This is a genomic window from Streptomyces sp. NRRL F-5755 (genome assembly GCF_001279365.1).
GTDB lineage: Bacteria > Actinomycetota > Actinomycetes > Streptomycetales > Streptomycetaceae > Streptomyces > Streptomyces rimosus.
The window spans coordinates 21,033-40,307 of record NZ_LGCW01000311.1; the positions used below are offsets into that span (position 1 = coordinate 21,033).

At 64.7% G+C, this 19,275-nt stretch carries 21 protein-coding genes, 1 tRNA gene and 1 pseudogene; 4 read left to right on the forward strand and 19 right to left on the reverse strand.

Translation table 11 applies throughout. The features are described from left to right. Positions 1 to 284 precede the first annotated feature (284 nt). The 10 genes and pseudogenes from ADK86_RS45090 to ADK86_RS45100 form a co-directional block, all read right to left on the reverse strand. Positions 285 to 1,019 (reverse strand): 4'-phosphopantetheinyl transferase superfamily protein, encoded by a 735-nt coding sequence (locus tag ADK86_RS45090; protein ID WP_078952512.1) that lies wholly within the window; start codon positions 1,017 to 1,019, stop codon positions 285 to 287. Next, a complete protein-coding gene (locus tag ADK86_RS36870; protein ID WP_053700549.1) occupies positions 1,016 to 1,207 on the reverse strand; it encodes a hypothetical protein in 192 nt (63 codons plus the stop codon). The genes ADK86_RS45090 and ADK86_RS36870 overlap by 4 nt, the downstream gene beginning before the upstream one ends. Then, on the reverse strand, positions 1,207 to 2,085 hold the full coding sequence (locus tag ADK86_RS36875; RefSeq protein ID WP_053700550.1) for an alpha/beta hydrolase: 879 nt from the start codon (positions 2,083 to 2,085) through the stop codon (positions 1,207 to 1,209). Before ADK86_RS36875 ends, ADK86_RS36870 begins: the two co-directional genes overlap by 1 nt. Continuing rightward, the gene (locus ADK86_RS36880) at positions 2,082 to 3,032 is read right to left on the reverse strand and encodes an aromatase/cyclase (protein ID WP_053700551.1); all 951 of its coding nucleotides are present in this window, start codon (positions 3,030 to 3,032) and stop codon (positions 2,082 to 2,084) included. The genes ADK86_RS36875 and ADK86_RS36880 overlap by 4 nt, the downstream gene beginning before the upstream one ends. A gap of 32 nt (positions 3,033 to 3,064) precedes the next feature. Beyond that, positions 3,065 to 3,850, reverse strand: a complete 786-nt coding sequence (gene fabG, locus ADK86_RS36885; RefSeq protein ID WP_053700552.1) for a 3-oxoacyl-ACP reductase FabG — start codon at positions 3,848 to 3,850, stop codon at positions 3,065 to 3,067. A 30-nt stretch (positions 3,851 to 3,880) separates the two neighbouring features. After that, a complete protein-coding gene (locus tag ADK86_RS36890; RefSeq protein ID WP_053700553.1) occupies positions 3,881 to 4,147 on the reverse strand; it encodes an acyl carrier protein in 267 nt (88 codons plus the stop codon). A gap of 47 nt (positions 4,148 to 4,194) precedes the next feature. Continuing rightward, positions 4,195 to 5,388 (reverse strand): ketosynthase chain-length factor, encoded by a 1,194-nt coding sequence (locus ADK86_RS36895; protein ID WP_053700554.1) that lies wholly within the window; start codon positions 5,386 to 5,388, stop codon positions 4,195 to 4,197. After that, positions 5,385 to 6,656, reverse strand: a complete 1,272-nt coding sequence (locus tag ADK86_RS36900; protein WP_053700555.1) for a beta-ketoacyl-[acyl-carrier-protein] synthase family protein — start codon at positions 6,654 to 6,656, stop codon at positions 5,385 to 5,387. The genes ADK86_RS36895 and ADK86_RS36900 overlap by 4 nt, the downstream gene beginning before the upstream one ends. Further along, on the reverse strand, positions 6,653 to 6,985 hold the full coding sequence (locus ADK86_RS45095) for a TcmI family type II polyketide cyclase (RefSeq protein ID WP_053700564.1): 333 nt from the start codon (positions 6,983 to 6,985) through the stop codon (positions 6,653 to 6,655). Before ADK86_RS45095 ends, ADK86_RS36900 begins: the two co-directional genes overlap by 4 nt. Positions 6,986 to 7,027: 42 nt before the next feature. Then, a pseudogene (locus tag ADK86_RS45100) lies at positions 7,028 to 7,342 on the reverse strand (TcmI family type II polyketide cyclase); the annotation flags it as partial. Positions 7,343 to 7,539: 197 nt separating this feature from the next. Here ADK86_RS45100 and ADK86_RS36910 point away from each other — a divergent pair. Beyond that, on the forward strand, positions 7,540 to 7,995 hold the full coding sequence (locus ADK86_RS36910) for a nuclear transport factor 2 family protein (RefSeq protein WP_078952514.1): 456 nt from the start codon (positions 7,540 to 7,542) through the stop codon (positions 7,993 to 7,995). A gap of 71 nt (positions 7,996 to 8,066) precedes the next feature. Here ADK86_RS36910 and ADK86_RS36915 read toward each other — a convergent pair whose 3' ends face one another. From ADK86_RS36915 to ADK86_RS36940, 6 genes are all read right to left on the reverse strand, one after another. Next, on the reverse strand, positions 8,067 to 8,261 hold the full coding sequence (locus tag ADK86_RS36915; RefSeq protein WP_053700565.1) for a ferredoxin: 195 nt from the start codon (positions 8,259 to 8,261) through the stop codon (positions 8,067 to 8,069). An 11-nt stretch (positions 8,262 to 8,272) separates the two neighbouring features. Further along, the gene (locus tag ADK86_RS36920; RefSeq protein ID WP_053700557.1) at positions 8,273 to 9,493 is read right to left on the reverse strand and encodes a cytochrome P450; all 1,221 of its coding nucleotides are present in this window, start codon (positions 9,491 to 9,493) and stop codon (positions 8,273 to 8,275) included. 98 nt (positions 9,494 to 9,591) lie between these two features. Then, positions 9,592 to 10,416: a response regulator transcription factor gene (locus ADK86_RS36925; RefSeq protein ID WP_078952515.1), complete on the reverse strand. Its 825-nt coding sequence runs from the start codon at positions 10,414 to 10,416 to the stop codon at positions 9,592 to 9,594. Positions 10,417 to 10,433: 17 nt separating this feature from the next. Beyond that, entirely contained in the window at positions 10,434 to 10,862 is a 429-nt protein-coding gene (locus tag ADK86_RS36930; protein ID WP_053700558.1) for a nuclear transport factor 2 family protein, read from the reverse strand. 931 nt (positions 10,863 to 11,793) lie between these two features. Further along, a complete protein-coding gene (locus ADK86_RS36935; protein WP_053700559.1) occupies positions 11,794 to 12,441 on the reverse strand; it encodes a TcmI family type II polyketide cyclase in 648 nt (215 codons plus the stop codon). 36 nt (positions 12,442 to 12,477) lie between these two features. Beyond that, positions 12,478 to 13,992 (reverse strand): MFS transporter, encoded by a 1,515-nt coding sequence (locus ADK86_RS36940; RefSeq protein ID WP_053700560.1) that lies wholly within the window; start codon positions 13,990 to 13,992, stop codon positions 12,478 to 12,480. A 374-nt stretch (positions 13,993 to 14,366) separates the two neighbouring features. Between ADK86_RS36940 and ADK86_RS36945 the strand changes: the two genes are divergently transcribed. Then, the gene (locus ADK86_RS36945; RefSeq protein WP_053700561.1) at positions 14,367 to 14,942 is read left to right on the forward strand and encodes a TetR family transcriptional regulator; all 576 of its coding nucleotides are present in this window, start codon (positions 14,367 to 14,369) and stop codon (positions 14,940 to 14,942) included. Between the two features lie 644 nt (positions 14,943 to 15,586). On the opposite strand, the gene ADK86_RS36950 is transcribed toward ADK86_RS36945, so the two are convergent. The 3 genes from ADK86_RS36950 to ADK86_RS36955 form a co-directional block, all read right to left on the reverse strand. Beyond that, the gene (locus ADK86_RS36950; protein ID WP_420718906.1) at positions 15,587 to 16,300 is read right to left on the reverse strand and encodes a response regulator transcription factor; all 714 of its coding nucleotides are present in this window, start codon (positions 16,298 to 16,300) and stop codon (positions 15,587 to 15,589) included. A 371-nt stretch (positions 16,301 to 16,671) separates the two neighbouring features. Next, positions 16,672 to 17,049 (reverse strand): hypothetical protein, encoded by a 378-nt coding sequence (locus tag ADK86_RS43560; RefSeq protein ID WP_159394054.1) that lies wholly within the window; start codon positions 17,047 to 17,049, stop codon positions 16,672 to 16,674. Between the two features lie 483 nt (positions 17,050 to 17,532). After that, positions 17,533 to 17,605, reverse strand: a tRNA-Ala gene (locus tag ADK86_RS36955). Between the two features lie 129 nt (positions 17,606 to 17,734). Here ADK86_RS36955 and ADK86_RS36960 point away from each other — a divergent pair. After that, positions 17,735 to 18,283 carry a helix-turn-helix domain-containing protein gene (locus tag ADK86_RS36960; protein ID WP_030178696.1) on the forward strand — a complete coding sequence of 183 codons (549 nt, stop codon included), beginning with the start codon at positions 17,735 to 17,737 and terminating at the stop codon, positions 18,281 to 18,283. 80 nt (positions 18,284 to 18,363) lie between these two features. Beyond that, on the forward strand, positions 18,364 to 19,275 hold a 912-nt coding region (locus ADK86_RS36965; RefSeq protein WP_159394055.1), incomplete at its 3' end, for a serine/threonine-protein kinase.

Here is a 19,275-nt window from a genome sequence, read left to right on the forward strand (position 1 = left end):
GCGTTCGCACTGGCCTGCGCGAGGTCGCACAAGGCGCCACACCCAGTCGCTGGAGACGACCTTGCCCAGGCCGACAGACCCGCGCCGACATCACGCAGGTCGCCGGCGGTCAAGTTCCGGCGGCCGCCGAATGGAGCACCCACTAATTGACGCTGCGCCAAATGTGCGCCTCCTCCGTTTCTTCTGCGTCCGGTTCGGGCCAAGGAGGTGCAGCGATCACGTCCCGTTCCGCCGCGGTGGTCGGCACCGGTGCACTGCCGTCTGGCATGGGGTGCATGACGATGTCACTCCTCTCGGTTCCCGGCAACGGCTGCTTCCCGAAGGTCGCCGGCATGGACCAGCGAGGCCGCGGGAGGTATTCCAGCCGAGACCCCAACCGCGCAGACATAACCGCCGCCAAGTCGGGTGACGCTGAAGGCACCCGGAATGTAATCCGTTTGAGCGCCGAATGGGAATCGTTCTCCAGCGCGCCGACGGAAACTCACGCGCCTCATGCCCGCCCGCAAGCCCTCGCCAGTCATCTTCATCGCTGATTCCTTCAGCACCCACAGAGCTGCCCGGCCCTCCCCGTCGTCCCGCGCCAAGGACATTTCGGAGCTCTCCGCCGACGTGAGGAAGGCGCTGTCCGGTAGCGCGGTCACCCTCGTGATCTCCTCCACGTCCACGCCCACCAACCCGTCGAGCGCCACGGCCGCTACCGCGTACCGTCCGCTGTGCGCCATGCTCAGCGACAAGCGCGGCTGTGCCATGACATACGGGCGCCCTCGGTGATGTCGCCCGAGCCGCAGGTTGGCCCACGGACCTCCGACAAACCGCGAAGCGGCTTGCAGGGCCAGCCACCTGGCCATCACCGAGCGTGTCCGGTCGGTGGAACGGGTCAGACGTGCGATCCGTTCCTTGTCATGCGCGGACATTCGGGACAGTGCGGCCCGGGCCGCCACTTCAGTTCCCGGCGCCTGCAGATCACAGGCTAGGAGGAGGCTTCTCGGAGCCGGGGCGATTACGGGCTCGCCGGTCATGCGAAGCCCCGCCGAGCCAGACGCCAGGGCACCGCGTCGCAGGAGGGGGAGTCCGCTTCGCCCTCCGACTCCTGCTCCACGCTCTCAGTGGTGTTCATGATGCCGGGGGCGAAGATTGTCAGTGCCGCCACCAGCGGATGTTCCACGACCGCGCGGGACAGCACGAGCACGTTCACCGTGGTAGCCATCAGACTCCCCCCTTCCGCAGCAGGCACTCCTCCGCGAAGCCGAGTGCCCGCAGGTGGTAGGCGCGGGCCGCCCATCCGAGGCTGATGTTGTGTCCCGCGTCGGGCTGGTGGTCAATCAAGACCCGGGGTGCCCCGGTGAGGCTGTCGCGCAGCCGGGCCAGGGCCGACCGGTCGCGGCGCCACCACGCTTCGTACTCCGCGAAGGTGAATCGGACCGGGACGCGGATACGGCCCGCCAGTTCTGCCATCAGGTCGGGCCACCGATCGGCATCGTCGATCTCCCGCCTGGGCGCCGGAGCGACAAGGCCGCTACTGGACTGGAACGTCCCCGGCGGATACAGCCGCAAAGGGCCCCAGTTGTATTTCCAGCTTCCGGCCCGGGCAGGGGAAGGAGAAACCAGATATTCGTCACCACAGCCGGACACGTCCACGCCGAAAAGCCCGGGGACCGTGCCATCAGCCGCCATGAGCAGCGACGGCTTACAACCGAAGGAGTGGCCCAGGATAAAGATGCCCCCGCCCGTGTCGTGGCATGCGGCGAAGTCATTCAGTCCCGCGGCCAGAGTGCGTGCTTGGTCCGCTACGCCCTGCCCGAGAGGGAGTTGCTCGGCCGAGGCGCCGTACCCGGGCCGGTCAACGGCCACCACCGCGAAGCCCAGCTCTGCTGCGACGGCAAGCAATGAGGTCTGCGGGTGCGCCGGCCCGTCGAAATACGCCGCACCCATACCGGCCCCGTGTAGGGCGACAATCGTTGCCCTACACGGGACATGCGCCGGGCGAGCCAGTAGGGCGGAGAGTTTGATGCCGCCCGCGTCCAGGACGATCCGCCGCTGGTCGACCGTCCGTAGCATGGGCGGGGCAGGCGGCGCCGCGGTCATGACCGGCTTCCCCGGGCGCGCCCTTCCGCATACGCCTTCGCGTGAGTGAGCGTGGCCGTGCTGTTCCTGCTGAGAGTGGTGCGCACGAAGTCGATGGCGCCCGATACGGTCGTCTCCGGGCCCAGCACCTGAGCGATGGCCGCTTCATTGACCCTGAACGTGTGTTCCGAGGACGCCGCGATCGAGTTGCCGTCCGGGGTGAAAGTCCAGCACCCGGTGTGCAGGGTGAGCAGCGCTGGCAAAGTGACCTGTTTATAGGCGATTCGGTGGGGCGCGAGGCTCACGCGGTACGACTTCGTGGTATGCGTGGTGCCATCATTGGCACGGGTATCCATCTCCAGGGTCTGCAGCCCTGGGACCGGCTCCTCCAGGCTCACCGTGGCCACGTGCGGCAGCCGCTCGGTCCACAACTGCGCTTCATAGATGAAATCGAAGGCATCCCGGGCATCACCCTCGATCCGTACCGTATCCGTGAAGGAGCAGGTGAGTTCGTCCGTGGCGGACTTCGACTCGCCGATCACCTTGAGGGATTCCAGTTCGGCGCGAGAGTTGCGGTCCACGACCTCACCGAGCCAGGCCAGGCCGGTTTCGTCGACCGCCCGGAAGGCGTGGCCGAGACGGACCAAAGACTCGCCGGAGGGCAGGGCCTCGATGTGCCACGACCCTTCCATCGCTGCCACGGGGTGCGCACTGGATTCCTGCCGGAAGGTTATGCGCAGCTCCTCCGGGCTAAGAATGCGGTGCGACGTCCAGTTCTTGACGGTGTCGCCGGCCGTCGCCCAGATGCGGATGCGTTCTTCGCGCTCGGTGCGCTCCACACGGTCGACGTAGATGTTCGGTGGGAACAGCTGCGGCCAGTTCTCCGCCTCGGCCAGCAGGCGGTAGATGTCCTCGGCGGGTGCCGCGACCTTGATTTCATGCTCGGAAGTGCACAGTTCGGACGCCATGGCGCTCCTCGGTATGGGTCGTGGGGCAGCGATCAGAAGTTGCCGAGACCGCCACATACATTCAGGGCCTGGGAGGTGATGGAAGCTGCCGTATCGGAGACCAGGTAGCCGACAAGACCGGCCACTTCATCGGGGGTGGAGTAGCGTCCCAGCGGTATTTTGGCTTCGAACTTCTCCAGGATGGCGTTCTCCGAGGAGCCGGACAGCCGTGCGTAGTTCTGCCTTACGCGCTCAGCCATCGGCGTCTCGACGTACCCCGGACAGACGGCGTTGACGGTGATGCCGGTGGGGGCGAGCTCATTGCCGAGCGCCTTGGTGAATCCGACGACGCCATGCTTGGAAGCGGAGTACGGCGCCCCGAGGATCACGCCCTGCTTGCCCGCCGTGGAAGCGATGTTGATGACGCGGCCCCAACTCTTGCCGCGCATGCCGCCCGCGGTCAGGACCTGCCGGGTTAACCGGAAGACGCTGTTCAGGTTGGTGTCGATAATGTCGTCCCACAGTTCATCGGCGATATCTGCGGTCACCCCGCCGCCGCTGATGCCTGCATTGTTCACGAGAATGTCCACCGTTCCGAAACGGTCGACCGCAGTCCGGACGTAAGCACGTATCGATTCGACCGAGCGCACATCGAGAGCCGTCCCGTCCACGTCCAGGCCCTCTTCTTGGAAAAGCTTGACCGTGTCCACAACCTTGTCTTCAGTCCGCGAACCGATGAACACCTGGTGACCTCGCCTGGCCAGCAATCGGGCCACGGCCAGGCCAATCCCGCTCGTGGCACCCGTCACCAGAGCAACACGCTGAACTTGCTGAGTCATCTCTTCTCTTCTCCCTGCGAACACTCGCGGTCAGGTGGCCGACACCGTGAGATGGTCGTTGACTGCGTCGACAAAGGCGCGAGGCGTCGTGGCGTCGCCAATGACCGCCTCATCGAGGTCGATTCCGTACTCCCGCTCGATGCGGCTGGCCGTTTCCAAGAGCGCGAGTGAGTCATATCCGATGTCGCTGAACTCGATGTCGAGAATCTCTTTCTGGGTATCGCCGCCATCAGGAGCACCGGAGCCTTCGAGGAGGATGCGCTTGAGGTCGTCGAGCGTGAACGTGGTCTGAGCCATGGGGCTCTCCTCTGCGGGTAGTGGATTCAGTCTGTCGGTGGATGGATTCAGGAACGTACGATCATGGCCGAGTTGAAACCGCCATGGCCACGGGCGAGCAACAGCGCCGTACGCACTTCGGCGGTTCGCGCCTGACCGGTGACCATGTCCAGGCCATACCGGTCGGCGGGCTCCGTATGGACGGTCGGGGGGATCACCCCCTTCTCCATCGAGAGAAATGCGGTGGCCAGGTCTAGAGCGGCCCCACCGGCGTACAGCCGGCCGGTCATCGTCTTAGGGGCCGTAACCGGGACGCCCCGGTGACCGAAGACATCGACCAGCGTTTCCGCCTCGATCCGGTCGAGCTCCGGTTCGGCGGCGGCGTCCGCGAACACCACATCCACGTCCGTCGGCTTCGAACCGGCATCTTGCAGCGCCAGTTCCACTGCCTTACGCAGTCCCGCTGCGCGGCTGTCGAAAGTCGCCCCATACCCGGCGACCTCGCCGTACACCTTGGCGTCGCGGGCCCGGGCGGAGTCGGCGGGTTCAAGGACGAGCAATGCGCCGCCCTCACCCGGCACATGGCCGGCCGCCCGGTCGTCGAAGGGGAGGTAGGCGAGGCCGGGATCATTCACGGTGCTGAGGCGACCGCTGGCGTGCAGGCCCACCCAGCCCCAGGAGCACAGCAAGGCATCAACAGCTCCGGCGACCACGAGCGAAGTGCCCTTGCGGACCTGGCGCCGAGCCTGTGCTACCGCGTCAAGGCCGCCGGCATCGTCGGTCACAACGACGCCGCTCGGGCCCTTCATACCATTGCGTATGGAGATCTGCCCGGTGTTGACCGCGTAGAACCAGGCGAACGACTGGTACGCGCTCACGTATTCGCCGCCCTTATTCCAAAGGTTCTTGAGCTCGTTTTGACTGAACTCGAAGCCACCCGCAGAACTGGCCGTGATGACGCCCATACCGAAGCCCGGCAGATCCGCAGGGCGGACGTCGGCGTCCGCGAGCGCCCAGTCCGCGGTGACCAGCGACAGCCGGGTGACCTGGTCGGTCTGCGGCATCAGACGGCTGGGGAGGTGCTCCTCGGCCGCGAAACCGCTGATCTCTCCCGCGAGCTTCGCGGGATAGGGCGCGGCGTCGAAGCGGGTGAGCGGGCCGATGCCGCTCTTGCCCACACACAGCGCGCTCCAGTAGTCCTCGGCGCCGAGCCCGTTGGGGGCGACGATTCCCAGGCCGGTCACCACCACTGAGGCCGTCATGCCAAGCTCCTTTCCGGTCGGGCCAGCACCATCGCGCTCTGAAAGCCACCGAAGCCACTGCCGACGGTGAGCACGGCGTCGACGATCTGGTCACGCGCCATCAGCGGTATGTAGTCGAGATCGCACTCAGGGTCGGGCGTGTGCAGGTTCGCTGTCGGCGGGACGACGTTGTGCTGGATCGCCAGGACGGACGCCGCAATCTCAATCGACCCGATCGCTCCCAGCGAGTGCCCGACCATGGACTTGATGGAGCTCACCGGGGTGCGGTAGGCGTGCTCGCCGAGGCTGCGCTTGAAGGCGGCGGTCTCGTGCCGGTCGTTCTGCTTGGTGCCCGAGCCGTGCGCGTTGACGTAGTCGATCGCGGTGGGACCCATCCGGGCCTCGTCGAGCGCGACCGTGATCGCCTCGGCCATTTCAGCGCCGTCGGGGCGCAGGCCAGTCATGTGGTAGGCGTTGCTCCGCGTCGCATATCCCGCAACCTCTGCGTGGATGCGGGCACCGCGCCGTCGCGCGCTCTCCAGCTCCTCCAGAACGAACACCGCGGCTCCCTCGCCGAGGACGAAACCGTTGCGGGTTCCGTCGAACGGCCGGGATGCGTGCTCCGGCTCGTCGTGGCGCGGGGTCGTCGCTTTGATCGCGTCGAAGCAAGCCATCGTGATTGGCGAGATCGGCGCATCGGTGGCACCGGCGACCATGACGTCCGCCGAACCCTCCCGGATCAGTTCGACGGCATAACCGACCGAGTCGAGCCCCGATGTGCAACCGGCCGACACCACGCTGCTCGGCCCCTGCGCACCCACGGCGCGGGCAACCTCCGCAGCAAAGGAGCTCGGCACGAAGTGGTTGTAGAAGAAGGGGTCGGCATAGGTGTGGTCCACCAGGTCAAGCCGACCTCCGTCGCTGACGACACGGTAGTCCTCGTCGAGGCTCATGGTGGCACCCACCGCGCTACCGATGGTGACACCGATTCGGTACGGGTCGAGCGCGTCCAGATCGAGCGCACTGTCCGCGACAGCTCCGCGCGCCGCGACCACCGCGAACTGTGCGGCGCGGTCCATGCGCCGCACCTCGTGCGGGGTCAGTCCGTGCTCGTACGGATCAAAATCGATCTCTGCGGCCACCTGTGAGCGGAACTGCCCGGGGTCGAAGAAGGTGATGCGGCGGGTGGCCGTGCGACCTTCGCTGAGCAGGGACCAGAAGTTTTCGGTGCCCACACCCCCGGGAGCAAGCACCTGCATACCAGTGACGACGACGCGACGCCCGCTCATGCCGCAACCTGCCAGGTGTAGAAGCGCTGCGCCATGGCGTCGGAAGGTGATCGCCAGGTTTCCGGGTCAAACACAGAGATGTAGGGCAGCAGGTCCTGCTGAATACGGACGAAGCGCGGGTCGCGCTTGGCCTGCTCGATCAGTTCGCCGCCGTTGTCGGACTCGAAGTCCTGTATGTGAAAGTAGAGCCCCTTGTGGGCGAACAGCTGCCGGCGCCGGGTTCCCATCGTGTGCGGTAATTCGGTCTCAGCGTCGAATTCGCCGAAGAGTTTCGCAACCGTCTCGATGTCAACCGGGTCGAGCCGGGCCACGATCACGGTGCTGTACATACGGGACTCAGCGGCCACCGGCTGCCCGTGCCACTCGTAGAACCGAGTGGCAACCATGCCCGCCGACGGACCGTCGGCGCCCTGGTCGCAACTCTCTATGAACGGGGCGAATGCCTCGTCACTGCTCTGCTCCACAACCTCGACCGGCCTTCTGTCGGCGCGGTCTTGGAGGTGAATGTACACGCCCTTGTACTCGAAGAGCTGGCGACGCAAAAGGCCTGAGTCGCCGACCGGTGCACCGTCCAGCCGCGCGAAGGCGCGGGCGACCTGTTCAGTGGACTCCGGTTTGATCTTGGCCACTACGACACTGCTGTGCATACATCCTTCTCCATAATGCGAGTCTGCTGTATTGCGCATCGGCCTGCGGGAAGCGGCGACGGAAACGATTCTCGCGGTGATCGATACAGCTCTCAATACGAACAACTGCAGAAGTCTGCAAGATTTCGGCACCGAAGATTCGACGCTCCACAAGAGGGAGCAGTTTTTGTCAGGTTTTCGTCAAGACATCGCAAAGTTCATATACCCGTTGCATCCCAGACCGCAATATCTAAGGCATGACTGAGACGGATACGAGCGCAACGATCAAGCGCATGGACGACTTCTTACAGCTGCAGATGCTGGTGGCACGGTTCGCACGCGCCGTCGACACTCGCGACTCCGCGGAATTGTCCACGATCTTGACCCCGGACGTGGCGATGGAATTAATGCCAGATACCCGGATCGACAGCCGTGAGGCGCTGGCCGGCATGTTGCGGGACGATCTGACCTGGGCTAGCACCATGCATTACATGAGCAATGTCGTGCCACATGCGCAAGGCAACAGGGCAATCATCCATGCGAACGCCACGGCGGTCCATGTGAGCCGCGACGGGGTGAACAAGCACTTTGACCTGGGCGCCCGTTATACCTTCACCGCCGTGCGCGAAGACGGGGTTTGGCTGCTGGCTCGGGTTCAGATCGAACCCGTGTGGGTCTCGGGCGACGACCAGAATACGCACAACGCTTCGTGATGGAACACGATCGAATCCGCGCCGGGCCCCTGCAAAAAGGGGCCCGGCGCGGTCGCGCGGAGGAGTCGGGGTCATTCCTCCACGAGGGATAGAGCCTTCGACGGGCATATGAAGACTGCCTTCCGGGCGGCGGCCTCGTCAGCCCTCTGCAGACGATCGACCAGGACGCGCACCAGGCCGTCATCGTCCTGATCGAAGATCTTCGGTTCGGTCCGTACACACTGGCCCGCGCCGATACACCGATCGTGATTCTTCTCGACTCTCATGGCCACCTCTTTCACCACGTAACGGGCAGCTCGTAAAGGCCGTAGACCAGTGCGTCGCTCTTGAACGACAACTGTTCGGCCGGTACGGCCAGGCGTAGGTCCGGAAGTCGCCTGAAGAGCGTGTCGAAGACGACCTGCAGCTCCACGCGACCCAGGTTTTGCCCCAGGCACTGGTGCGGCCCGTAACCGAAGGCCACGTGGTGCCGCGCGTCCCTGCCGAAGTCGAGTTCCTCGGGATCTTCGAAGACCGCGGGGTCGCGGTTCGCCGCGAAGGTGGAGGCGATGACGGCTTCGCCCTTGCGTATGAGAACCCCTCCGATCTCGACGTCGTCCATGGCCAGGCGGTGCGCGCCGAAGTCCGGGATCGTGTAGAACCGCAACAGTTCGTCGACGGCCTTCAAAGTCTTCGAGGGATCCGCCTTGATCTCCGCGAGCAGCTCCGGCTTCGTCAGCATGGAGAACACACCGAGGTTAATCATGTTCGCCGTGGTCTCATGCCCTGCGAGGAGGACCAACAAGCAGAGGCTGGCGAGCTGTGGCCGATCAATGCCGCCCTGCTGCCGCTGCAGTTCGATCTGCCGGCTCAGCAGGTCGTCTCCCGGGTTCTTGATCTTCTCCTCGACCAGCTTGTCCATGTACTTGCGCAGCTCTATCGAGATGTTGATCCGGCCCTGCTCGTCCGTCGTGCGGCGCAGCAGAACCTCGGCCAACTCCATGAAGTACTCGTGGCCCTCGAAGGGCATGCCGAGGATCTCGGATACCACGAGCGAAGGAACCGGCAGGGAGAAGACCTGGTTCAGGTCAACAGGCTTCGCCATCTTCAGCATATCGTCAATGAATCCATCGACGATTTCCTGGATTCTCGGCTTCATTGCGGTGACCCGCCGTACCGAGAATTCGCTGATGACGGGGCGCCGCGCCGCCGAGTGCTCCGCACCGTCGAGAATTATCATGAATGGGGCATGCTTGGACAGTGCCGCGTTCTGTCCGGGCACCACAACCGGGAAATCCTTTTTACGACGGTCGGAGCTGAGCAGCGGATTGGACATCACAGCCCGCACGTCTTCGTACTTGGTGACCAGCCAGGCCTTTCCGCCATCCGGGAGGACCACCTGACTGACCGGTGCCTCCTCCCGGAACTTCGTATAGACCGGCGGAATATTAAAAGGACACGTGCGCTGAATGGGGAAGTTGACGAGTTCAGTGGTCGCGCCTGTACCGGCATTCTTCATGTGACCCCTCGGTCCGAGTTCCACGTTCTATGAACTCACGATATCGAGGCAGCTACATGGCCAGGTTCAGCGAACGTCAATTCGTCGGCAATGAAATGTCAGCTCACGCTGCGGAACCTGAAGCCGACCCCGCGGACGGTCACGATCCACTCAGGTCCGCCCAGCTTGCTCCGAAGGCTGCTTACATGTGTGTCGACGGTACGGCGTGACCAGGATTCGCCCCAGACCTTGCGCATGATCGACTCCCGTGAGACCACCTGCCCCGGAGTACTGGCAAGCAGCGCGAGCAGATCGAATTCCTTGCGGGTCATCGGAACCGGTCGGCCGCCCACCTCAACTTCGCGCGAGTCGGTGTCAATGCGCAGAGGGCCGTGTTCCAGGACAGACCCGCCATCGACGCCCCGGGCGGCGCACCTCATACGCCGCGAACGCCGCATCACGGCATCCAGTCGGGCCATGAGTTCCCGGATGCCGCAAGGCTTGATGACGTAGTCGTCCGCCCCAGCCTGCAACGCGAGTACGCAGTCAAGTTCCGACGCGCGCGAGGTGATGGTGATGACCGGGGTGTCGCCGGCCGCCCGGATCTCACGGCAGACTTCGAGCCCGTCCAAGTCCGGTAGGTCGAGGTCGAGCAGCACGAGGTCCACTGTCTCGAAGCAAGCCAGCGCCTCGCCGCCCGAATTGACGGCGTCGACAACATGACCGTGCCGCTCGAGGGCATCAGTGAGGCCCTCACGATCGGCCTTGCTCCCCTCGACGACCAGTATTCGCCAGGTGTCGGAGAGCTCGTGGGGTGCACTCGGCGTCGTTGCCGGGGAATTAGCTCGGCTCCCGGAGACCGATCGAGCCAGAGAGCGGAATCCGGTACCGTCGGTTTCGAGTATCTCAGGAAGAGAACTCACTTTCGTCTGCGCTAATCGCATGAATGCCCACCCCCCACTCAGGCCGGCGGGTTGCCGGTCTTCCATATCAGGTCGAACGAAAGACGCGAGAGGCGCCAGCCCCGATCGGTGCGCACCGCGTCGCCGGTGACGTAGGTGCCAGACACGTAGTGTTCTCGTGCCTCACCCGCCCGCTCATGATGCACATGTACGGACGTCATGTTCGCACGGATCGTTGCCCGGTCCCCCTCGATGCTCACGATTGACTGGGTATTCACGTGATGGGTTCTTGCCCACATCGACAACGCCTTTTGGTGGTATTCCACCAGGCCGTTGATCCCGTCGTGCTGGCTAACGGGAAACTCGATGAGCACGTCGTCCGAGAAGATACCGCGCGCCCACTCCTCATCGAGTTCATCGTAGTCAAGCGCGAGAACATAGCGATCGAAGAGTTCGGCTATTTCCGCTTTCACCTGTCTTGCGTTCACTATTCCACCTTCCAGCTTCCCTCGAGGCCGACGCAAGCAAAATTGAACCATGTGATTGGCATCACTGCTCCAATCACATGGTTTTGTTAATTTCTCTTGACGTTCCGCAGGTGACCTTCGGGGGAAAACACGGCGAAACACCAGGTGCCGGTGCTCTTCTACGATCGAAATAAATGTAGGTACACACAAGGTGTCGCACGCCGCCACGCCCCCGTCATCACCGGCACGCCCCCGCAGTGACACCACGGCCGGGCACAGCCAGCGTACACGGTTCGGACTCGCAACGTAATCATAGTCGGTCTATAATCCTCGTCACTTCGTGTTTGGACGCCAGATCTCTGCAGGTCAGTGGTGATCGTGCGGACAGGGGAAGGGCTGGCAGGTAACAGGGCAACCGAAGTAGCTCCCGACCGGCCCGAGCGACGTCCACGGCGTGGCGCAGCGCTTCCTGTTCGGGGAGGGAGCCCTGGCAGGAAGCGCGATTCGCGTTAGACAGGGCAGCGGCGGTCCCGCGTACGCTTTGGCTCCTCGGCAGACGATGGCGCGGCCGGTCCCACTCGGATCGCGCGCGTTCGGCAGCGACGTGCACGTCGCCCTCGTCCCTGGTGCGGTTCGCGGCTGCCCGACGAGTTGGGCGCGATCCGCACCCCGGGCAGCCGGCGAACTGCTCGGCGGCTGCCACGACGGCAGGCCGGAGCCAGTGACCGTGGGAGCCGAGGAAGGACGGTTGCGCCTCCAAGCGGCAGGACGGGCCCAGGGAAGCCGCGCACAGACCAAGCAAGTCGCCGGCCGGGGACTCGTCGCCCCATGCGTACTCGGGGCTTACGGCCGACACACGGCGTTCCGGCGCGGGCTGACTCGCGCACCGCTCGGATCGCTTGAGCCTCATACCCAACCCTCCTTGGGACCACTACGTCATCGGCTCATCACGTTAGGAAGCCGACCAGCCATAGATCCGGCTTGCGTGACCGTCCGTCGCCATCTCCCTAGCGACGGGATGCGGCAGGCCCTGGACAACCTGGCCGTTCCAGAGGTCCAACGCCGCTTTCCTCGCGATGTCGGCACCATGGGAGCCGGCGTGGTCCTGAACCTGAATGCACAGATCCTTGAACGCGAACAGCTGACGCCTGCGGATCCACGCCGATTGGGTAGTGGCATCGAACTCCCCGACGATCTTCGTGATGTCGGGGATCACTTCCGGGGCAATCCGTGCAAGGGTGACGGTGGTACCCGTGCTCCCCAGTTCCTCGGTCGGTTCGCCTTCCCAGCAATAGAAGCACGAGGCTGCGGAGTCGGCCGGCGAGTTCCATGTTTCGGGCTCGTACGGCGTGACAAAAGGCTGCAGATCGACCGAAAGGCGAGCCATGCGCGGATCGGATTTGACCTTTTCGAGGGCTATCTGGTCGGACTTCTCGGCGAAGTCGTACAGATGAATCTGAATGTTCTGGTGAATGAACAACTGACGGCGGCGCAGGCCGATCAGGCCGGGTATCTCCGTGCTGTCGAATTCGTGGAAGAGCTGCGTAACCTTCCAACTGTGGTGCAGGTCCATCTTCGAGACGGTAACCATGCTGCGCATGTTGATCACTTCCTCGTGAAGAGAGTCGATTTGCTGCTACGCGACCGGCACGGTTTCCGACTCGGGCAGCGGAACTTCAGATTCGGTAGTCCGGCCCTTGGTGGCGACCGCCGAGAGGATGAGGCCGACGACTGCGATTCCAGCGCAGACGATCATGAGCAGGTCCATTCCGCTCACGAAGGCCGACTGGACGTGGTGGAGCATCGATGTGTCACCGAGCGAATCAGCGTAGGCGGCACCGGATCCGACGCCGTCGGAGATCGGCTCACGATTGAGCGTGCCGAGTTCGGAGTGGTACCGGGTGGACAACACCGTGCCGAGCACCGCCACACCGGTGGTGCCGGCGGCCTGGCGCAAAGCCGAGAGCAGAGCCGACCCGGCGCCCGCCCGTTCTGGAGTAAGCGCACCCACGGCCAGGGCCATCGAGCTGGGCAGGACGATACCGATACCGAGACCGACGACGACCATCCAGGCAGCGACGAACCCGTACGAAGTTTCGACACCGGTCAGCGCGCCGAGGCCCAACCCGATCGCGAGAGCCGCAAAGCCGATCACCAGGGTCCACTTGAGGCCGATCTTGTCGCGCAGGCCCTCCAGGAAATTCGTGGCCACCAGCAAGCCGCCGATCATGGGAAGCATGCGCAGGCCGCTGCCGAGCGAGTCGACGCCGAGTACCGACTGGAAGTACAGCGGAATGGTGAAGAAGAGGCCGAACATCGCGAACGCGTTGATCAGCTGGAAGAACGTGCCCATGCGGAATCCGCGGTTTCCGAAGAGGCCCAGGTCCACGAGAGCGTGTTTCCTGGTGCGCTCCCAGGCGATAAAGCCAATGATCAAGACGAGGCCCACCACGAAGGTCACCCAGGCTGTGCCGTCCCCCCAGCCCTCGTCGCCGAACCGGATCAGGCCGTACGTGACACCCACGAGGCCGGCCGCCGAGAGCAGCACGCTGACCAGGTCGATAGGACGACGGGTCTGACTGCGGGTTTCCGGCACCAGCAAGCCCACCGCGAGCGCGCCAATGGCCACGGTCGGCAGATTGACCAGGAACACCGAGCCCCACCAGAAGTGGTCGAGCAGCAGACCACCAACGATGGGGCCGAGGGGCATACCGAGCGTCACCGCCGTGATCCACACGGTGGTGGCACGCCCGCGTTCCGCCGGGTCCGGGAAGAGGACCGGGATCATCCCCATGGACAGGGACATAAGGACGGACGCCGCGACACCCAGCAGTACACGGGCCACGATCAGCTCGCCCGATGACGAGGCGAACGCGCACCAGACCGAGGCCGCCCCGAAGAGGATCAGGGCGCCGAAGACGAATTTCTTTCGCCCGAAGCGGTCTCCGAGCGCGCCTGCCGGCAACATCACGCCCGCCAGCGTCAGCGTGTACGCGGTGCTGAACCACTGCAGGGCCGCAGTGCTGGCGTGCAGGTCATTGGCAAGCGTGGGCAGGGCGATGTTGAGCACCGTCATGTCGAGCCCCACGGTCAGCATCGCGAGAGCGAGTGCACCGAGGGCCATCCAACGTCGTGCAGCCGTCACTTCCATGAGCTCTCCTCGAATCTCGAAGTAACTACGAGTTCAGAGTAGATACGGTTTTGCGGTCGGTGTCAACACGGATGTACTAGACTTTCGAACTCAGTCCTGGACGGCTCGCCGCAAGGCTGTCGCGACTCGTAAACCGCAGGTCAGCCGATGTGCGGCGGGTCGACAGGGGGCGTCTTCCACAGCAGCGTCGACGCCACGTAGCCAGGCTGATCCCGATCTCACCCTGTACGCTCGCCCGGCGGACAGGCGCTCCTGTTTCCGCGCCATGAGAGATGGGGACGGTCGCTACTTCGCAGGTCAGAGGCGCATCTCTGGTGCCAGTGCTCCCCCGGGACAATGAAGCGAACCGCCCCTTAGTGCGAGAGGTTGCCCGAGTGCCGGGACTGCGAGAACGGAAGAAGGCCCAGACGCGGAAGCGCCTGGCGGACACCGCGTTCACCCTGTTTCGCGAGCGCGGATTCGAAAACGTAACCGTCGCCGAGATTGCCGACGCCGCCGAAGTGGCCGTGAGTACGCTGTTCGCCTATTTCCCCTGCAAAGAGGCTCTGGTCTTTGACGCCGAGGAAGAGTACGAGCGCGCCCTGACGGCCGCGGTACGCGACCGCACCCCTGGCGTCTCGATGCTGGACGCGCTGGAGGAGCACCTGGTGCCCGCGGCGCACCCCCCAGCAGCGGATGGTCCGTCCGGTGAAGCATTCGTCGACCTGGTCAAGACCACACCAGCGTTGCTGGAGTACGCCGCCCGTGTGCGGCGGAACTGGGAGGCCAGTCTCGCTCGCACTCTGGCGCAGCAGGCTGGGACCGCGGAGGGTGACCTGCTCGCGACCATCCTCGCCCGCTTCGTGCTGGACGCCAGCTTCCTTGTCACATACGGCGATTACTCGCCGGAAGACCTGAAGGCGGTCTTCGAACGGTTGCGGTACGGCTGGGCAGATTTCGGCGCAGAGTAGAAAAAATGCAGTCCCGGCCCGGAACTTGAGGCCCGGTTCTGGTGGGGGCCCTGAAAGCGAATGATCTCCATCAGTCACCGGGGCGAGGTCTCGCAACTGGTCAGGTCAGTGGTGACGACTCCACCTCGCGGCCGCGTCTGCCGACACTCAGGCGGATGGACACGGAGGCACATCACACGGCCCCCGCCAGCAGCCTGCGCAAAGTAGCACAGAACCACACCTGCCCCGAGAGCGCCCAGGGCGCCATCGCGGGCTACTCGCCTGGATGGCAATGCTCGTGCTGTTCGGCGGAGCCCGCGGCACCCTGCCGACTGGGGCTACCTCTGCTCGTCGTCGCCGCCCATCTGTTCCCAACAGACATCGCGGCACCCCAGCCCACGGCCCGCTCCCCCTGGACGCGCATGATCACCGGCCGCCTGGTCCGGTTTGACGCTCTGCCGATCCGCCCTTACGAGCAGCGCCTCCGGCAGGAATCCTGGGCCCGACACACACGAGAGCCCCCGAGCCCGTGACGGGCCACCAGGACACCTGACGGCCCGTCACTAAAAACCGCATTCAATTGTTGTTTCTTCGCACGCGCAGCGCCCGCACCCTCGTGGCCTGACGACGCCGTTGACGCCATCAGCAGAGAATGAACGCGAATATCAGGCCTTGGCCATCATGAAACCCACACCCCGCACCGAAACTATTAGATCTCTGTCACCCAGCTTGAATCGAAGATTACTGATGTGCGTATCGACCGTCCGCTGAGACCAGGACTCCCCCCACACTTCACGGATGATCCTTTCGCGCGAAATGACCTTTCCGGGATTTCTTGCCAGAAGGAGAAGAAGTTCAAATTCTTTGCGGGTCAGCTTCGGCGAACGTCCGTCGCATTTCACTTCGCGTCTTCGCACGTCAATGCTCAGGTGCCCCCGCACCAGCAGCGGGGGCTCCTGCTTGCAGATGTAGGACCGCCGCATAACCGCGCCGATCCGAGCCATGAGTTCGCGTAGCCCGTACGGCCGCGCCAGATAGTCGTCCCCGCCGGCCCGCAGGGCCAGCACAATATCCAGCTCCGAGGCCGGGGGCCCGATGAAAATGACGGGGGTGTCAGTAACGGCACGGAGCAGGCGACACACGTGAAGCCCGTCGAGGTCTTTGAGATCCGCACTGAGCAGTACAAGGTCAGTTTCTGCAGCGGCGGCCAACGCCTCCTGGCCACTCTCTACGCCTCGCACTTCCTGACCGCTTCGACGCAGGTCGGCCGCGAGATTCTCTCTTCGCTCCGTGTCACTCTCCGCAACGAGGACCACCCAAGGGCCCGCCTGCTCGCCGGAATTCCGTACATGCGACACAGATAACGAATGTGAACCCACAGAAATCCCCCGAAAATCTCAGTAGATATCTCGACACGCCTATCCCGGCATGCACACCAAGCATCACACGAGTTCACACCTCTTTCAATCGCTTTCTGTAACTTGGGGGCCTGACGCATCGTCACATCGGCAAGGCTTGGCCAAAGACACTTCAAGAAAATATAAAAGATGAGCCGCAAGGTAAAGGTTTGACAAGCGCCGAGGCGGTAGGGTTTGACGATGAAGGGGCGTATCCGTTCGGTTTGGATGCGCGCAGCGCCAGCGGAAGCCGGGGGCGAGTCGAGCGCAGCACTGGTGAATCATGGCGTTTTCCACACTTCACGGTCCCGCAGGGTTGCCATGCTCCTCACTCCATCGACCTCGCATGTCCATCACGTCATCTGCGGCACCTCTGCTTGCGCCTGCCGAATAGTGGTGGATCTGTCACCGGACGCGTCGATTCGCTGGCGCGTATCCTGGTTCGCGGGGCCGGCGAAAGTGGGTTTCAGACTGACGGCGCTGTGCACTGTGGGCGTCTGCGAGCCCAGGTGAGCGGACCTGAGTGATGTCGTCGTCATACGAGTACATACCGCCGCTTTGACCACGATTGTTTTCGCCCGGCTCGCCCTGACACCGCCGAATGCGGGGGCACGGACCTCAATGACATGTCCGAACGGGACCAGCGCTGTCTCCACCAAGAAGCCGCCCGCTGCGCCGGTACGGATAACAGACACCCGGATCGGCTTCGGCGCGGTTGGAGTGTCCAGCACTCTTCCTACCGTGTCGGGGTGTTCTCACCTGGCCCGCCCCATGCCTGCGGTGGGGCGGATACTGAGCGGACCGAACTCGTTGAAAGTGCGTCCCGAGCTGGTCCCCGCAATGATCTTTCACTCCGATCCGGGTAAAGCGTCATGATCGGGCCCGGCGGATCCGTCCAGGGGCTGCACACCCAAATGTGCTCGGCCGCCTCACCTCCAGCGGGCGGACCGGCGTCACCACACCTCCAACCGCCCGTGCCATCAATCCGGCGAACGCATGCGGTCGCGTCTTCAACCAGTGGCTCGCGTACGACCGGGGGACCTCACGAATTAACGTAGGTGCGTCAGCCCTTCACGTACCAAGCACCAGGAGCCCCGCACCTTCCCCCAGCAAACCAAACCCTCAGTAGCCGCTTCCTGCTGCCGCGCCAGCACAACGATAGGGACGAAGCGTCCACCTCACCGCGTTCCCGCAGGTCGGAGGGGTTTGACGAGTGGAGCCTAGGGGAGTCGAACCCCTGACATCTGCCATGCAAAGACAGCGCTCTACCAACTGAGCTAAGGCCCCGTCGCGAACCAGGGTACCCGGTGCCCGCGAGGTTTCCCGACCGGGTATCGCCGCGCGCAGGTGCTCTCCGTAGGATGCTCCGCGAGATTCGCGGCAGCGAAGCGCGATCGGGGAGACAGGGGAGACGCCATGGACGCAGCACAGCAAGAAGCCACCGCGCGTGCTCGGGAGCTGCAGCGGAGCTGGTACGGGGAGCCTCTTGGGGCGCTGTTCCGCCGTCTCATCGACGATCTCGGTCTCAACCAGGCGCGCCTGGCGTCCGTACTGGGACTGTCCGCGCCCATGCTGTCCCAGCTGATGAGCGGACAGCGGGCGAAGATCGGCAATCCGGCCGTCGTCCAGCGCGTCCAGGCGCTCCAGGAGCTGGCCGGACAGGTCGCGGACGGCAGCGTCAGCGCCGCCGAGGCCACCGACCGGATGGAGGAGATCAAGAAGACCGCGGGCGGCTCGGTGCTGAACAACACCGCGCAGACCGCCACCTCCACGGGGGCGACGACCGTACGGCGCGTGGTCCGCGAGATCCAGTCGCTGCTGCGCTCGGTCTCGGCCGCCGGCGACATCATCGACGCCGCGAACACCCTCGCCCCCACCCACCCCGAACTGGCAGAGTTCCTCAGGGTCTACGGGGCGGGACGCACCGCCGACGCGGTCTCCCACTACGAGGCGCACCAGAGTTAGCCGGCGGAGCCGGAGCGGCGCACGCGGCGCCCTCCGGGAGGAGCCGGCAGTTCGGTGGTTCGATACGCGGACGGGACGCAATGGGTGAGGTCTTCGCCGGTCGGTACGAGCTGATCGACCCGATCGGGCGGGGCGGCGTGGGCGCCGTCTGGCGCGCCTGGGACCAGCGGCGCCGCCGCTATGTGGCGGCCAAGGTGCTGCAGCAGAGCGACGCGCACACGCTGCTGCGCTTCGTACGCGAGCAGGCCGTACGGATCGACCACCCGCATGTGCTCGCCCCCGCGAGCTGGGCCGCCGACGACGACAAGGTCCTGTTCACCATGGACCTCGTGCACGGCGGTTCGCTGGCCCATCTGGTGGGCGACTACGGGCCGCTGCCGCCGCGCCTGGTGTGCGTCCTGCTCGACCAGCTGCTGTCCGGCCTGACCGCGGTCCACGCGGAAGGGGTCGTGCACCGCGACATCAAACCCGCGAACGTCCTCCTGGAGGCCACCGGCACCGGCCGCCCCCACGTACGGCTGTCGGACTTCGGCATCTCGATGCGCAAGGGCGAGCCGCGGCTGACCGACGCCAACTACGTGGTGGGTACGCCCGGTTACTTCGCGCCGGAACAGATGCTGGGCGCCGAACCCGACTTCCCCGGCGACCTCTTCGCGGTCGGCCTGGTCGCGGTGCACCTGCTGACCGGTTCCAAGCCGGACACCCAGGGGCTGGTCGAGCACTTCGCGCAGTACGGGACGCCGGACGCGCCCGAGGGCATCGCCGAGCCGCTGTGGCAGGTGCTGGCGAACCTGCTGCAGCCGGACCCGGACCTGCGCTTCAAGACGGCCGCCGGGGCGCGCAAAGCGCTGCTCGCGGCGGCCGAACTGCTGCCGGAAGCGACGATCGAGGACGAGATCGTCGAGGTTTTCGACCACATCGGACCGCTGCCTGCGGGGTTCGGGCCGGATGGGCCGTTGCGGGCGGAGGGGGCGGGAGCGGGGGGCGATCCC